Annotated in this window: 20 protein-coding genes and 1 pseudogene; 9 read left to right on the top strand and 12 right to left on the bottom strand. The window is 38.1% G+C overall.

Translation table 11 applies throughout. The features are described from left to right. Positions 1 to 6 precede the first annotated feature (6 nt). The 4 genes and pseudogenes from AC1DRQ_RS18160 to AC1DRQ_RS18145 all read left to right on the top strand — a co-directional run. Positions 7 to 951, top strand: coding sequence for a lysostaphin resistance A-like protein (locus AC1DRQ_RS18160; RefSeq protein ID WP_477426113.1), 945 nt, complete (start codon positions 7 to 9; stop codon positions 949 to 951). After that, positions 951 to 1163 carry a putative signal transducing protein gene (locus tag AC1DRQ_RS18155; protein WP_321563579.1) on the top strand — a complete coding sequence of 71 codons (213 nt, stop codon included), beginning with the start codon at positions 951 to 953 and terminating at the stop codon, positions 1161 to 1163. The genes AC1DRQ_RS18160 and AC1DRQ_RS18155 overlap by 1 nt, the downstream gene beginning before the upstream one ends. Further along, positions 1160 to 1996 (top strand): phosphatidate cytidylyltransferase, encoded by an 837-nt coding sequence (locus tag AC1DRQ_RS18150; protein ID WP_477426111.1) that lies wholly within the window; start codon positions 1160 to 1162, stop codon positions 1994 to 1996. The genes AC1DRQ_RS18155 and AC1DRQ_RS18150 overlap by 4 nt, the downstream gene beginning before the upstream one ends. A 26-nt stretch (positions 1997 to 2022) precedes the next feature. Further along, positions 2023 to 2676, top strand: a pseudogene (locus tag AC1DRQ_RS18145) (phosphatidylserine decarboxylase family protein); the annotation flags it as partial. A gap of 647 nt (positions 2677 to 3323) precedes the next feature. Here AC1DRQ_RS18145 and rplS read toward each other — a convergent pair. The 4 genes from rplS to AC1DRQ_RS18125 all read right to left on the bottom strand — a co-directional run bounded on the left by rplS (position 3324) and on the right by AC1DRQ_RS18125 (position 5153). After that, the gene (gene rplS / locus AC1DRQ_RS18140; protein WP_429400678.1) at positions 3324 to 3671 is read right to left on the bottom strand and encodes a 50S ribosomal protein L19; all 348 of its coding nucleotides are present in this window, start codon (positions 3669 to 3671) and stop codon (positions 3324 to 3326) included. A 131-nt stretch (positions 3672 to 3802) separates the two neighbouring features. Then, entirely contained in the window at positions 3803 to 4048 is a 246-nt protein-coding gene (locus AC1DRQ_RS18135) for a hypothetical protein (RefSeq protein ID WP_477426109.1), read from the bottom strand. A gap of 4 nt (positions 4049 to 4052) precedes the next feature. Next, the gene (locus AC1DRQ_RS18130; protein WP_477426108.1) at positions 4053 to 4547 is read right to left on the bottom strand and encodes a hypothetical protein; all 495 of its coding nucleotides are present in this window, start codon (positions 4545 to 4547) and stop codon (positions 4053 to 4055) included. 42 nt (positions 4548 to 4589) lie between these two features. Next, the gene (locus AC1DRQ_RS18125) at positions 4590 to 5153 is read right to left on the bottom strand and encodes an RNA polymerase sigma factor (protein ID WP_429400675.1); all 564 of its coding nucleotides are present in this window, start codon (positions 5151 to 5153) and stop codon (positions 4590 to 4592) included. A 141-nt stretch (positions 5154 to 5294) separates the two neighbouring features. On the opposite strand from AC1DRQ_RS18125, the gene AC1DRQ_RS18120 reads away from it, so the two are divergent. After that, complete coding sequence (locus tag AC1DRQ_RS18120; protein WP_477426107.1) at positions 5295 to 6068, top strand: MerR family transcriptional regulator; 774 nt, start codon at positions 5295 to 5297, stop codon at positions 6066 to 6068. Between the two features lie 107 nt (positions 6069 to 6175). On the opposite strand, the gene trmD is transcribed toward AC1DRQ_RS18120, so the two are convergent. The 8 genes from trmD to AC1DRQ_RS18080 all read right to left on the bottom strand — a co-directional run bounded on the left by trmD (position 6176) and on the right by AC1DRQ_RS18080 (position 10517). Then, on the bottom strand, positions 6176 to 6850 hold the full coding sequence (gene trmD / locus AC1DRQ_RS18115; RefSeq protein ID WP_477426106.1) for a tRNA (guanosine(37)-N1)-methyltransferase TrmD: 675 nt from the start codon (positions 6848 to 6850) through the stop codon (positions 6176 to 6178). 153 nt (positions 6851 to 7003) lie between these two features. Beyond that, positions 7004 to 7375 (bottom strand): VOC family protein, encoded by a 372-nt coding sequence (locus tag AC1DRQ_RS18110; RefSeq protein WP_477426104.1) that lies wholly within the window; start codon positions 7373 to 7375, stop codon positions 7004 to 7006. 93 nt (positions 7376 to 7468) lie between these two features. Further along, complete coding sequence (locus tag AC1DRQ_RS18105) at positions 7469 to 7858, bottom strand: VOC family protein (protein ID WP_477426102.1); 390 nt, start codon at positions 7856 to 7858, stop codon at positions 7469 to 7471. A 16-nt stretch (positions 7859 to 7874) separates the two neighbouring features. After that, positions 7875 to 8075 carry a helix-turn-helix transcriptional regulator gene (locus AC1DRQ_RS18100; protein WP_477426100.1) on the bottom strand — a complete coding sequence of 67 codons (201 nt, stop codon included), beginning with the start codon at positions 8073 to 8075 and terminating at the stop codon, positions 7875 to 7877. A gap of 8 nt (positions 8076 to 8083) precedes the next feature. Continuing rightward, a complete protein-coding gene (locus tag AC1DRQ_RS18095) occupies positions 8084 to 8506 on the bottom strand; it encodes a hypothetical protein (protein WP_429400669.1) in 423 nt (140 codons plus the stop codon). A 17-nt stretch (positions 8507 to 8523) separates the two neighbouring features. Beyond that, positions 8524 to 8901, bottom strand: a complete 378-nt coding sequence (locus AC1DRQ_RS18090; RefSeq protein ID WP_477426098.1) for a hypothetical protein — start codon at positions 8899 to 8901, stop codon at positions 8524 to 8526. Positions 8902 to 9076: 175 nt separating this feature from the next. Continuing rightward, a complete protein-coding gene (locus AC1DRQ_RS18085) occupies positions 9077 to 9787 on the bottom strand; it encodes a hypothetical protein (RefSeq protein ID WP_477426096.1) in 711 nt (236 codons plus the stop codon). Next, positions 9774 to 10517, bottom strand: coding sequence for a hypothetical protein (locus AC1DRQ_RS18080; protein WP_477426094.1), 744 nt, complete (start codon positions 10515 to 10517; stop codon positions 9774 to 9776). The genes AC1DRQ_RS18085 and AC1DRQ_RS18080 overlap by 14 nt, the downstream gene beginning before the upstream one ends. Positions 10518 to 10668: 151 nt before the next feature. On the opposite strand from AC1DRQ_RS18080, the gene AC1DRQ_RS18075 reads away from it, so the two are divergent. The 4 genes from AC1DRQ_RS18075 to AC1DRQ_RS18060 all read left to right on the top strand — a co-directional run bounded on the left by AC1DRQ_RS18075 (position 10669) and on the right by AC1DRQ_RS18060 (position 12933). Continuing rightward, the gene (locus AC1DRQ_RS18075) at positions 10669 to 11595 is read left to right on the top strand and encodes an IS1595 family transposase (protein WP_477426092.1); all 927 of its coding nucleotides are present in this window, start codon (positions 10669 to 10671) and stop codon (positions 11593 to 11595) included. Between the two features lie 8 nt (positions 11596 to 11603). Continuing rightward, a complete protein-coding gene (locus tag AC1DRQ_RS18070; RefSeq protein WP_477426090.1) occupies positions 11604 to 11747 on the top strand; it encodes a hypothetical protein in 144 nt (47 codons plus the stop codon). 80 nt (positions 11748 to 11827) lie between these two features. Next, complete coding sequence (locus AC1DRQ_RS18065) at positions 11828 to 12652, top strand: BRO family protein (RefSeq protein WP_477426088.1); 825 nt, start codon at positions 11828 to 11830, stop codon at positions 12650 to 12652. Between the two features lie 41 nt (positions 12653 to 12693). Next, positions 12694 to 12933 (top strand): hypothetical protein, encoded by a 240-nt coding sequence (locus tag AC1DRQ_RS18060; protein WP_477426086.1) that lies wholly within the window; start codon positions 12694 to 12696, stop codon positions 12931 to 12933. Positions 12934 to 13115 lie beyond the last annotated feature (182 nt).

The following is a 13115-nucleotide window of genomic DNA, read 5'->3' as shown; positions in this document are numbered from 1 at the left end:
CTTCAAATGATACAAGAACCCATAAAGGAGCTTACGCCCCGGCAAACACAAACACATCCATCGGTGCAATTGATAATTTTAATAGCCGGTACTATCCTTTCATTGATCATATTCGGAGCGCTGGCATTCGGGATCATTTGGGTTATGTATGGCTCCAAAACACTCACCGATGTTGGAAGCTTTAACCTCAGCAATAAAAATACCATAAACGGCCTTTGGATATTACAAATAGTGAGCACTACCATTCCATTATTTGTTGTTCCGGTACTTTTTGCCAAATTTATTGTTAACGATACGTCAAATTATTTAAAACCAACCTTCAAGTTCCCATCTATTTTATTGCTGCTGGTATTTTCCATCATGTTGTTTTCATCACCTGTTATGGAAGTATTGGTTAACATCAATCAAAAGCTAACCCTCCCGGCTCCGCTTAAAGCAGTAGAAGATATTATGCGTGCGATGGAGCAGCAGGCCCAAAAAGCCACAGATGCCATGTTAACCATGAACTCGGTAGGCTCCATGCTTTTTGCTGTTTTTGTTGTTGGCTTATTAACTGCGCTTGCCGAAGAATTTCTATTTAGGGGATGTGTACAGACCATTTTTGTTAAGTGGACAAAAAACACCCATGCCGCTATCTGGATAACCGCTATTTTATTCAGCGCTTTTCACATGGAGTTTTTCACGTTTTTGCCGCGTGTGGCCCTGGGTGTTTTCTTTGGCTATTTTGTAGCCTGGAGCGGTAGCATCTGGACGGGTGTTTGGGCGCATTTTTTAAACAATGGTTCGGCAGTAGTGATAACTTACCTTTATCAGCATAAAATAATAAACTTAAATCCCGATGATCAACACGTATTTAATTATAGCAGCTATGCTTTTAGCTTGATAATTATTTTAATTTTGCTTTACATATACAGGAATATCGCACTCAAAAGGCCCATGTTTGATTATTAATGGAAAAAGGCTGGATCAAAATTTTTACATCATCCAATTTTTATCAATCAGAAATTGTTAAGCAAGTGCTTACCAGGCATCATATTGACACCGTTTTATTAAACAAACAAGACTCATCGCACAAGGCCTTTGGCGATATTGAAGTTTACATTCACCAGGAGGATTTTAGCAAGGCCATTGAGATCATGATCCTCAATCAAATTAATTTATGAAAGTACGCGCCATCACCGGCTTTTTTTTTGTTATAGTAATGATTGCTTCCAATTTATTGGGACCATATGTTTTTAGTGTATTTTATCTTTTACTTGCTTCATTTAGCCTATTTGAGTTTTATAAGCTGATAAAACAAAATACAGCAAAGCCCAATGTTGTTACAGGACTAATTTATGGTGCACTCCTCTTTGCCGGAGTGGCCATGTACATTTATTCTGCACAGTTTGCTTTGCCCGTTTTAAACGACAGCCATATGGCTATAAAGGTACTGCTTTTGCTCCCTTTAGCCGCTGCTGCCATATTTATACGGGAACTTTATAAAAAAACAGCTGCCCCATTCAGCAATATCGCATTTACCTTTTTGGGGATCTTATTTGCGGTAATACCATTTACGTTTTTTCATGCACTGGCTTTTATCAATGGTAGTTTTAATTTTCATATCCCCATGGCATTTTTGATCATGCTTTGGAGTAACGATACCGGAGCCTACCTGGTGGGCAGCAAAATGGGCCGTACAAAGTTATTTGAGCGGCATTCGCCCAAAAAAACATATGAAGGCCTGATAGGCGGTATTATCATTAGCGCCGTTGCAGCATTAATACTGGGCCATTATTATAATGAACTTAGCTGGAAACAATGGGTTACCATAGCTATACTCATATCCTGTTTTGGAACCCTGGGCGATCTGGTGGAATCTATGTTTAAACGCAGCATCAATGTAAAAGACAGCGGGGGCATATTACCAGGTCACGGAGGTTTGCTGGATAGGTTTGACGGATTATTAATGGCAGCTCCTATTGTTTATGCATACCTGTACTTCATTTCAAATTAGTAATTTTGTAATAAATCATCCATACTATGACCATTCATAAAGAAGGCTATACCTCACTTGCGCTGAGCATACTGTTCATTTTTATTTTAAATGCGCTCATCCAGTTTTATTATCCGGAGGCACATACTTTAAAATGGATCATCTACATTTTTTCGGCACTGTTCTTTTTGGTGATACTGCAGTTTTTCCGCAGTCCCTTCCTTGATATCAGTACTGACGAAACAACAGTACTTTGCCCTGCCGACGGCAAGGTTGTAGTGATTGAAGAAACAGAAGAAACCGAATACCTGAAAGATAAACGTATCCAATTGTCGGTTTTCATGTCGCCAGTTAACGTGCACGTAAACCGTAATCCCATATCGGGCGTGGTAAGCTATTTTAAATACCATAAAGGCAAATACCTGGTGGCCTGGCACCCCAAATCATCAACCGAAAACGAGCGTACTACTGTTGTTGTTCAAAACAGCGAGGGTGTATCTGTACTGTTCAGGCAAATTGCCGGTGCATTGGCCCGCCGTATTGTATGGTATGTGAAAGAAGGTGATATTGTTGAGCAGGGACAGCAATTTGGCTTTATCAAATTTGGGTCGAGGGTTGATGTGTTTTTGCCGTTAGGATCAAACGTGTTGGTAAACATTGGCGATGTAGTAAAAGGTGGCCGTACCATATTGGCCGAATTGCCCAGTGCACTAACCGATGTTACCAAAGAAGAGCCTGCCACTGAAGCTGTACCTATGGAAAGCCTGAGCACCCCTACAGAAGCTCCTGTTGCTGATGCCGAACCAACCATTATAGAGAACGCAGAAAACCAGGAGGACTTGCCGCTGGTAATTGATCACCCTAAGGCCGATGAGGCCGAAAAACCAGCAAAGAAAGCCGCACCAGCTAAATCAACAAAAACAGGTGCAGCAAAAACCTCCAAAGACAAAAAAGAGTAATTACTTTAATTGCATATCATATGAAGAGCCGGATTTATGATCCGGCTTTTTGCGTTATGGCATAGTTGCCTGTGAGGACACGGGCAATGGAAAAAACTGAAGTCATCCCGAATTTATCTCGGGATCTCATCTGCGTGGTACGGCATTGCGTGTGGGGTGCTGAAACAAATTCAGCATGACAGCAATATTTTAATCAGGGTAATCTTTTAATCCTAAAAATCAAGGTTCAGACAAACGACTGTGCGAAGAGGCCCCGCCCACCATGCTTCGACAAGCTCAGCATGACAGCCTATATAAAAAATCGGCCATAAAAAAGGCCTTCCCGGGAAAAATCCAGAAAGGCCTTTTTAAATATCAAGTACTTATCCGCTATAAGCGGATACGGATAATTAAACTCTTTTTGATTTGATACGAGCTGCTTTACCGGTAAGGGCGCGCAGATAGTATAATTTAGAACGACGCACTTTACCGTGGCTGTTCACATCAATCTTATCAATGTTTGGAGAGTTAATAGGGAAGATACGCTCAACACCTATTCCGTTTGAAACTTTACGAACGGTGAATGTTTCGTTATTACCAGTACTGTTACGTTGTATAACAACACCTTGGTAAACTTGCACACGTTCTTTATTTCCTTCTCTGATTTTATAATGCACACTTACAGTATCACCAGCCTTAAAGGAAGGAAACTGCTTTTTTTCTACTGATTGCTCTTCAACAAATTTTACTAAATCCATGATTTTTAGCTCTTAAAGCGATTTTTAGCCCGTAAAAATCGGATTGCAATTATAGGGAAAATTTTTAATAAATGAAAGTGTATTTTAAAAATTTCCACATTTTGTATTTTACTAACAAAATACCGGTGGTTTTATTCTTCAGACTGCATCGTGGCAGGCCGTTTCTCCGTAAAAAAAGCAATCAGTGTATAAACCAACCCTATTACCAATAAATTGAATACAAAATTGATCAACGTATCACTTACCGAGTGCGAGCGGCTGTCGATATCTGCAAAGGTATATATTGCATACAAAAAAGCAATTACCAATATTACCCAGCCTATAGCCGATACCGGCAGATAAAAAATCCCCTTGCGTGTAAACCAGTTTAATTTCATGAGCTTAGTTTTTAATTGATGATATGTTTTCGGTCATTACGTAACTAATAAAAACACTTACTATGATGAGGCTAAGCAGTATTAGCACAATGTTCCATAGCCTTATTTTTATGGTGATATTAAATTCGCGGAATTTACTTTGGTTGGGGCCAAGCTTTTGAACCTGCACATGTATAATGGATAAGGCATTAATAACAATACACATTATTGGCAGTATAAATAGCACCAGCGGCCCTATAAAATCAACATACGGCACTTTTTCCAAACTGCTCAACAGCGTAAACATAGCTACAAACCAGCCCATGTTTACATGAAAGTAATAGTACATAAAAACACATATCAAAAAATAACAAGGCACTATCACCAGCCATACGCCCAGCGCAGCCGAGCGCTCAGCATTCATGATGGCCATTTTTACTGCTTTTTGGTGCGATGATGGGTTGGCATCGGGTACTTGTAAATTTTCCATTTTCTTTAAAAATTCGTCCTCGTTTTCCATGTTAATATCCTTATAATGCGCAGATTTGTTTTGGTTGCAGTGTTAAAGCATGTTTCTTAATTTTTCTAACCCTCTTGACAATAAAGATTTCACCGTGCCTTCGTTTTTACCTAATATCAGACTGATCTCGACATTAGTTTTTTGCTCAAAGTACCTCAGCGCTATTACCTCCTGGTATTTAATATCAAGTTTAAGCAGGTTTACGCGGATTTGGTTGTAATCTTCATGTTGCTGCAATTCACGTTCAATCATCTCCCGTTCATTATCCTGCTGCTGATGCAATAGTTTTTCCATATGTGGGTTTTCGAGTAATTGCTGCAATGATTGGGGTTGATATTTTTGCTTACGATAATACTGGTTAAGCTCGTTGGTAGCAATACGGTACAACCAGGCCGACAGGCTGATACCCCGCCAGCTAAACCGATGGATGTTTAAATACGCCTTTAAAAAAGTTTCGGCAGCAATATCTTTTGAAAGATCATAATCTGCCGTACGGCGAAATACATAACCAAAAACAGATGGGTACCAATTATCAAACACAACACCGAAAGCCATTGGGTCATGGTGGCATTGCTGTATCAGCTGTTTTTCTTGTTGAGGGTTCATGGTTGCTTATGTAATGCACTAAGGGCAATTACGTTGCAACCTAAAATTACAATTTATTTGGCCGGAAACTTTTTTCAAAAAGTTCTTGACTCTTACCCTGCGTCATACCATAGCTTTGTAATTAACAAATAGTTTAGGTGTATGAAAGTCAATTATTCTGTTAAACAAATTGCCCAACTGGCCGGGGTGAGTGTGCGCACGCTTCACTTATATGACCAGGTAGGTTTACTAAAACCAGCTGTACGTACACGTGCCGGTTACCGGCAATATGGCGAAGCAGAGTTATTAAGACTGCAGCAAATACTCTTTTACCGGGAGCTTGATATACCCCTTAAAGCGATAGCTGAAATTTTAAATGATCCGAATTTTGACCTGACTAAGGCATTAGCAGGCCATAAAACCGCCTTGCGGGTACGGCGTGACCGTTTAAGCACCTTGCTTAAAACTATTGATAAAACTATTATGAACCTAAAAAATAAAACCATGAACAATGCCGAAGAACTATATGAAGGTATGCCCAAAGAACAGGCTGCATCCTGGCGCCGGGAAGCCATAGATAAATGGGGCGAAGACACTGTGCTAAGATCGGAAAAAGCTTTGCTCGAAATGGATATGCTTGATCTTGACCAGCTAAAAGCAGACCAAAAAGATATTGTCCACCAGCTTCTGCTATTAAATAACAAAGCCCCGGAAAGTGATGAGGTGCAGGAGCAAATAGCCAGGCATTATGCCAATATCCGCAGCTTTTGGGGAGTGAGTGACCCGACCGACCTTAAAGCTGAAACCTACAAAGGCCTTGCTGAACTATATGTTGCCGATGAGCGCTATACTGCCAGTGATGGAAAAACAGATATGGAGTTTGCATCATTTATGCGTAAAGGGATGCTTTACTTTGCTGAGCATAATTTGAGGTAAGGAGTAATTATTCAGAAACGTTTGTCATTCTGAGCGTAGCGAAGAATCTGTTGTACGATTAGATTCTTCGCTACGCTCAGAATGACAATTAAAGCGGCTCATATTTTTTATTCCAACAGGTCGGGCCGGCGCGTTTTAGTGCGCTCAAGGGCTTGCTCAAAGCGCCACTTTTCAATTTCGGGAGTATTGCCGCTTAATAATATATCGGGGACTTTGTGTCCGTTCCAGTCGGCCGGGCGGGTATACACCGGCGCATCAAGCATATCATCCTGGAATGAGTCGGACAGAGCCGATGTTTCGTCGCTTAGCACACCTGGTATCAACCTGACCACTGCATCCACCAGAACGGCTGCAGGCAGCTCACCGCCCGATAGCACATAATCGCCAATAGAGATTTCGCGGGTTACATAAATATCACGGATCCGCTGATCTATGCCCTTATAGTGTCCACATAAAATAATAACGTTTTGTTTGATAGAAAGCTGGTTGGCTATGGCCTGGTTTAACCGCTCGCCATCGGGCGACATGAAGATCACTTCGTCATATTCCCTTTCGGCTTTTAGTTTTTCAATACAGGCCGCAAAAGGTGGTATCGTCATCACCATACCGCTGCCGCCGCCATAGGGATAATCATCTACGCTCTTTTGTTTACTGGTTGAGTAATCCCGCAGGTTATGCACATGGATCTCGGCTATCCCTTTTTTTTGCGCACGCTGTAAAATAGAATGAGCAAAGGGGCTTTCCAGCAAGCCTGGCAAAACGGATATGATATCAAAACGCATGTGCAAATATGCAGATTATTGATTGATGTGCGGATATGCAAATTTCAGATGTGCAGATGCTGGTCTGAATCAGAGTTTACAGAATCTCATAATTAAGGAGATGTGCTTGACATTTGCACATCTGAAATCTACATATCTGCACATCTGGTTTCATCACCCCCTATGCTGATAGATCCCCCATAAATTCCCGGCGGGATCAGTAAAATGAGCAGTGATCTCAGGGAAATCCTGACCTATGGGTTGGGTTATACTACCACCAATGGCTTTTATAAGCTCAACGGTTGCTTCGGCGTTATCAACCATGATGGATATTATAAAACCGGCTTCAGTCATGGGTTTACGACCTGTTACCCACATGCCGCTCACCTGGCCAACACCATCGTCAAAAGAGGTATGCCCACTATTATCCGCACGGATATGCCAGCCAAAAACTTTTTGGAAAAAAGTTGAAGATTCTGCAACATCATTTGCCGGGATCTCAACATAGCAGATCTTGCCATTGCCGTAGGTAGGTTCGTTTGCCATGATTCTAAGATTTACGCTATAAAAAAGTCTTTTATCCTTTGTCAAAAATCATTCCTCGTCTTATTTCTTGATTCTATCCCCTTGCTTCTCTCCTCAAATGGCTTTTTCAATAAGCCACTGATGGCCAAAGGGGTCAACCACTTCGCCCTGTCGGTACCCATAATCATAATCCTGCACCGGCGATAGTAAACGCGCGCCGCTCAGTACGGCCTGCTGAACCACGGAATGTACATCTTCAACAAAAAGACCGATTGTTACCGTAGTGGCATTATGCCTGTCCGGACTAACAGCAGCCGAATGCAGCGTTTGCTCATGTAAATGAAACAAAGCTCCATTTATACTTAATTCCGACACATGAATAGTGCCATCATCATTACCAAAACGCCGTAGCTCGGTAGCGCCGAAGGCGTTGATGTAAAAACTAATATCAGTTACACCATTAGGAATAACCAATTGCGGGGCAAAAGTTGGCTTGGTTTGCATAATTATATTGGTTTAATTAATCCTCATCATCCAATGTAAAAATTTCTTCGACCGGTTTGCTAAACACACGGGCAATTTTCAGCGCAAGTACGGTTGAGGGCACATATTTATTACTTTCAATAGTGTTAATAGTTTGGCGCGATACACCTATAATTTCGGCCAGCTCGGCCTGTGTTATATTTTTAATGGCCCGTTCAACCCTTATATTATTTTTCATGTTGCTGTTTACTCCTTAATTAAACGGTTATTCCGGAATATCTTCCACCTGAAACGGATAATAAAGAATACAAGGGGAACCAGTAAATTTAAAAACAATATATGCTCGGTGTCTGTAGAAAAAACCAGGCTGATGATCAAAAACAAATAATTTACATAAACAGCCCATTGTAACGAATCAAGACGTAGCTGTACTATTTGCTCATCTTCAATTTTCTCTTTTGAAAAAGCCGCAATAAATAAGCCCACAGCCATTAATAAAGTTGTTGAGATAAAAAACACGTGCCGGCTGTTAAAGATCCCGGTATCGGCATGAGCTCCGTGAAGATCAAAACCGATCTCATTTTTATACAACACAATAGGAATATGCACTACAACCAGTATATACCCTAAATACCGGCACCAGTAAGGAAATAAAAACAGCGGTTTCATAATTGTCAAATTTAAAGCTAAACTACTTCTCTTAATGAACGATTGAGGCGAAAGATGACCCACCTGAAACGAATAATAAAAAACACCAGTAGCAGCCATAAGTTAATCCCCACGATGTGTACCAGGTCAATACTATTTGTAAAAATTATGATCATTATAAACAGGATGTAAGTAAAATACATTGTCCACTGCAGCGAATCTAAACGCAATTGTATGATTTGCTCATCTTCAAATTTCTCTTTGGAAAAGGCCAAAAGCAGTAAACCGATTGTCACCACTAATGTGGCTATCACATTAAAAACATGGTCGGGACTAAACAAGCTGGGATTGTCTGGGAGCTTTATATGAACCCCGTGATCCATATAACCATGATAAAACATCTTTTTTGTAACCATTACAGGTATATATGCAAAAATCAATACATACCCTATAAAGCGACTTTTGTAAGGAAATAAGAACCGTGATTTCATAATTGTCAAGTTTGGCTTACCAAATGTAAAACAAACCTTACAAATGTCAAATATATTGGCAACTATATATCAGTTGGGACAAAGATAAAATACCGTCGCTTTATTTTTTCTCTTGGACAAGATTTCCCCATAAGTCAGATTGAGTCATAGGCTTTGGCTTTGCAGCATCTATGTCATTTAAAGTTTTAAATGCAATACCATTTAAAAAATTGTCAACATTCGAATAATCATATTCAAATATATATTGTTCTGAATGTAAAAATAACTCTGGATAAGCCAAAATACATTCAGTTGTTTCAAAGTCAGCGCAAACCGGATAAAAGGTTCTCTTATCCAATGTCATGATTACATCTACTTTTTTGGTAAATCCTGTCATAGCAATCATATAGTCCTTTGAAATCCACTGTCTGGCCATACCGTAGTCTTGTGTTTCAAACCCTAATTCTTTTGCCTTTGCATGTAGGGCAGTCTTTTCTAAATACGGTTGCATTTTGATATTAAATTGTAGTGAAGTTTMAATATCAAAACTTAAAAATTCAACATTATTACTATCTAAGACTTTTAAAATTCTATTTACTTGGGCTTGTTCAGTTTCTTTAGTTAAAACTTCACCAACTGTAATGGTAGATATAAAAATTCTTCGGTCATTTTTTTCTGCTGTTTGTGACGTGCAAAGGTAAGTAAGTAGTTTTTTTGCAAATAACATATATGGATCATTAGAGCCATTTTGAGCACGGAATAAAGCCAGTATTAGCCCAGTATCGATGAGTATGGTTTCCCAATCTCTTACGTTCTTTTTATCTACTTGCATATATATTATTCAGAATGTCCTCTATAGTATGGGTATCCTTTAATATTTCTAAATCAATAAATTCAGAATTTTTTAAATTATCTATTAAGTTTCCTTTACTCACAGAAGTGAAAGAAAGCAATTCAGAATTAATTATATGTCCATCAGCAGAAGATCGTTTTTGCCTTAACTCAACCCTTAATTTATGTGTGCCGTAAAATGGCTTTAACTCCAAATCTTGATCTTTTGAAATAAAGATTTTGTAGTTTATTCCATCGATATATATATGTTTTTTTGCACTTGTCAATGTGGAGCTACCTAATTCTGATAAAACGCCATAAACTGTATCGGTTGAGTAATAAAAGCTTGTTATTTGCTTTTTACCGATTTCATTTATTGCGGCTACCTCTTTATCATCCTTGTCGTATACAGTTAAATAAAATTTACCCCCTAATATTGACTTTAGGGAAACAGCATATTTTTTTTGTTCATAGGTTAATGCATCAATATCTAATTGTTCGATATTTTTATGAACAGTTAAGAAATTCTCATATAAACCGTTGTCTTTTGTATAAAAGTCTAAGGCGTAGCAATTCCCTCTTATTTGCCCCAGTGTTACCTTATGCCCTGTCCCATTATCAATGGCATTATAAAGCGTTTTAAGCAAATCACCAATTTTATCCACAGAAATGCCATTTTCTTTGTTCAAAGAATGCACATCATCATCTATTTTGATTGAAAACTTTATCATGGCTTAACAAATATATGTATAACGTTTATTTATCTACTATAAATATAGTAAAAATATAACTAATTAACAATCAAATAGTTAAATATATTTCCAAATAAATTAGGTAGTTATTGGGACAAACATTATATTTGTATAAATAAACCAAGTCACCATGACCACGCAATTTAAAAGCCTCTTACAAGTATTAGATTATTTCCAAGAGGAAAGCACATGTATTAGCTATTTGGCTCAATCCCGTTGGGGTAATGAACCTGCTTGCCCTCATTGTGGTAACGTTGGTGCTTATGTAACTAATCGTGGTTATAAATGCAAAGCAAAGGAGTGTGCAAAGAAGTTTAGCGTTACTACAGGTACAATATTTGAAAACACCAAGATTTCTTTACGTACATGGTTTGCTGCAATGTATCTATGTACTGCTCACAAAAAAGGTGTAAGTTCTTTACAATTGTCACGTGATTTAAATCTTACTCAAAAAACAGCATGGTTTATATTACACCGTATACGTGAAATGCTGAATAATAATCAAGCAGAGCAATTAGACGGAACAGTTGAAATTGATGAAACCTATGTAGGCGGTTCGCTTAAAAATAAAAGCAATAGAAAGCGTAAGGCATTGCGTGAAGCAAATGAACAGTGGGCGCAAAAAACCTCTGTTGTTGCTATGTTACAGCGTGACGGTGAAGTTAGAACAAGAGTATTAAAAGCCAATAGCGTTAAGTATAGCGATGTATTACCACTAATACAGCAACACGTTTCTGAAACCTCTTTAATCATTACTGATAGTTCAACTATGTATGGTGGCCTTAAAAACTCTTACAAGCACGAAACCGTTAACCACGTGCAAAAAGAGTATGCGAGGGGTGCAATGCACACTAATAATATTGAAGGGTTCTTTAGCCACCTTAAAAGGGGCATATATGGCATTTATCATCAGGTATCCCCTAAACACCTACACCGCTATTGTAATGAGTTTGGATACCGTTACAATACCCGTAAGATAAATGATGTGACACGCTTTGAAGATGCTATCAAAAACGTTAATAACACCCGCTTGACTTATGCTAATTTAATTAAGTAAGTTTGTATATGGCAAAAGAAAAGAAAAAATCAGAACCAAAACCGAGGGCTGAAAAGTATGAGGAAAAGGTAAAGTTTGATGGTACTTTAGAGCAGATGATAAAAATGGCAGGCAATACCAAGATACTGTCTAAAAAAGATAATTCTAAATAAATTCCTCACATTAAAATTAAAATATACCACGTTATTTAAGTATATTTAAGTATCGGTATATTTGCAGAAAATTAGACAAAATGGTAGAAGTATTTCACTTTGATGAAACAAAAGAGAGTTTTGAAACCCACTCAAAAGAGAATGGTTTTACATATTGGAGTGCAAGAAAATTAATGGAGTGTTTGGGATATCAAAATTGGAATACTTTCAATCAAGTTATTAGCAAGGCAATGACAACTTGCAATACTTTGAATTTGCCATTAATGCATAATTTTGAACAACGGATGGTTGATATAAATGGTTCATTTGTTGTTGATTTCAAATTATCAAGATTCGCTTGCTATTTGATTTCTATGAATGGAAATATCAAAATGCCCCAAGTCGCAAAGGCACAGGCATATTTCGCCACGCTTGCTGGAGCTGTACAAGATTATAGGATTGAATCAGAAAGAGTAGAAAGATTACAAATTAGAAATGAGGTATCTGAAAGGGAATCAACCTTAAGTGCGGTTGCTTTTAGTTCTGGTGTTATTAACTATGCATTTTTTCAAAATGCAGGTTATATGGGTATGTATAATAAGAACATAAAACAATTAAAGGCAGTAAGAAAAATAGATGAAAAAAGGACGCTTTTGGACTTTATGGGTAAAGATGAATTAGCTGCGAATCTGTTTCGCATTACTCAAACAGAACTTAAAATAAAGAACGAAAGCGTTTATGGTCAGTCAGGGCTTGAAGTTGCCGCTCATACAGTAGGCAAACAGGTTAGGAAAGCGATGATAGAAATAAATAACATTACACCCGAACAATTGCCTAAACATGAAGATATAAAAGAAGTTAAAAAGGGCATTAAGGCAACAAATAAAACTTTGTCAAAAATCCCTAAGAAAAAGTTAAATAGCTAAATTTTAAACCCCTTAACCAAGGGGTTTTTTAATGAAATAATATGGTCGATTTATTAAAAGAATGCTTGGTTACCGCATATATCCGACAAGGTTCATTTAAAATARACGAGAGTGGTATACACGCTTCATTTCATACTTGGGGGTCATGCATTTTTGATGGCAAGCAAATAACAGTAGCTATAGTAGAAGATGCAAGCGGAAAAATTTTGTGCGCCCCACCCGATTATTTAGAATTTATAGAAAACACAAAATTTCCAACAGGACAAAAGCAGAAAACCTAAAAACAATCTTGTCCCAACTCGCATTTTAATAAATAATTTCACTAATGGTCCTGTTTTGGGCAGAAAATTGACTGTTTAGCACAAAAAAACTTTTCAGTTTTTACCCTAAAAACACATTCGTGTTTTTACATTTATTTTTAAAATTCATTGCTTCGTGGTAGCTTGTATTGGCACAATTAAGC

The sequence above is a fragment of the Mucilaginibacter sp. P4_E8 genome (genome assembly GCF_056401495.1).
Note: the sequence above shows the minus strand (reverse complement) of the source record. Positions and strands in the feature narration are given on the sequence as shown.

Bases quoted from the DNA above. Each gene is read 5' to 3' on its own strand.
- AC1DRQ_RS18160 (WP_477426113.1), top strand. From the start codon at position 7: ATGATACAAGAACCCATAAAGGAGCTTACGCCCCGGCAAACACAAACA.
- AC1DRQ_RS18155 (WP_321563579.1), top strand. From the start codon at position 951: ATGGAAAAAGGCTGGATCAAAATTTTTACATCATCCAATTTTTATCAA.
- AC1DRQ_RS18150 (WP_477426111.1), top strand. From the start codon at position 1,160: ATGAAAGTACGCGCCATCACCGGCTTTTTTTTTGTTATAGTAATGATT.
- rplS (WP_429400678.1), bottom strand. From the start codon at position 3,671: ATGGATTTAGTAAAATTTGTTGAAGAGCAATCAGTAGAAAAAAAGCAG.
- AC1DRQ_RS18135 (WP_477426109.1), bottom strand. From the start codon at position 4,048: ATGAAATTAAACTGGTTTACACGCAAGGGGATTTTTTATCTGCCGGTA.
- AC1DRQ_RS18130 (WP_477426108.1), bottom strand. From the start codon at position 4,547: ATGGAAAACGAGGACGAATTTTTAAAGAAAATGGAAAATTTACAAGTA.
- AC1DRQ_RS18125 (WP_429400675.1), bottom strand. From the start codon at position 5,153: ATGAACCCTCAACAAGAAAAACAGCTGATACAGCAATGCCACCATGAC.
- AC1DRQ_RS18120 (WP_477426107.1), top strand. From the start codon at position 5,295: ATGAAAGTCAATTATTCTGTTAAACAAATTGCCCAACTGGCCGGGGTG.
- trmD (WP_477426106.1), bottom strand. From the start codon at position 6,850: ATGCGTTTTGATATCATATCCGTTTTGCCAGGCTTGCTGGAAAGCCCC.
- AC1DRQ_RS18110 (WP_477426104.1), bottom strand. From the start codon at position 7,375: ATGGCAAACGAACCTACCTACGGCAATGGCAAGATCTGCTATGTTGAG.
- AC1DRQ_RS18105 (WP_477426102.1), bottom strand. From the start codon at position 7,858: ATGCAAACCAAGCCAACTTTTGCCCCGCAATTGGTTATTCCTAATGGT.
- AC1DRQ_RS18100 (WP_477426100.1), bottom strand. From the start codon at position 8,075: ATGAAAAATAATATAAGGGTTGAACGGGCCATTAAAAATATAACACAG.
- AC1DRQ_RS18095 (WP_429400669.1), bottom strand. From the start codon at position 8,506: ATGAAACCGCTGTTTTTATTTCCTTACTGGTGCCGGTATTTAGGGTAT.
- AC1DRQ_RS18090 (WP_477426098.1), bottom strand. From the start codon at position 8,901: ATGGTTACAAAAAAGATGTTTTATCATGGTTATATGGATCACGGGGTT.
- AC1DRQ_RS18080 (WP_477426094.1), bottom strand. From the start codon at position 10,517: ATGATAAAGTTTTCAATCAAAATAGATGATGATGTGCATTCTTTGAAC.
- AC1DRQ_RS18075 (WP_477426092.1), top strand. From the start codon at position 10,669: ATGACCACGCAATTTAAAAGCCTCTTACAAGTATTAGATTATTTCCAA.
- AC1DRQ_RS18070 (WP_477426090.1), top strand. From the start codon at position 11,604: ATGGCAAAAGAAAAGAAAAAATCAGAACCAAAACCGAGGGCTGAAAAG.
- AC1DRQ_RS18065 (WP_477426088.1), top strand. From the start codon at position 11,828: ATGGTAGAAGTATTTCACTTTGATGAAACAAAAGAGAGTTTTGAAACC.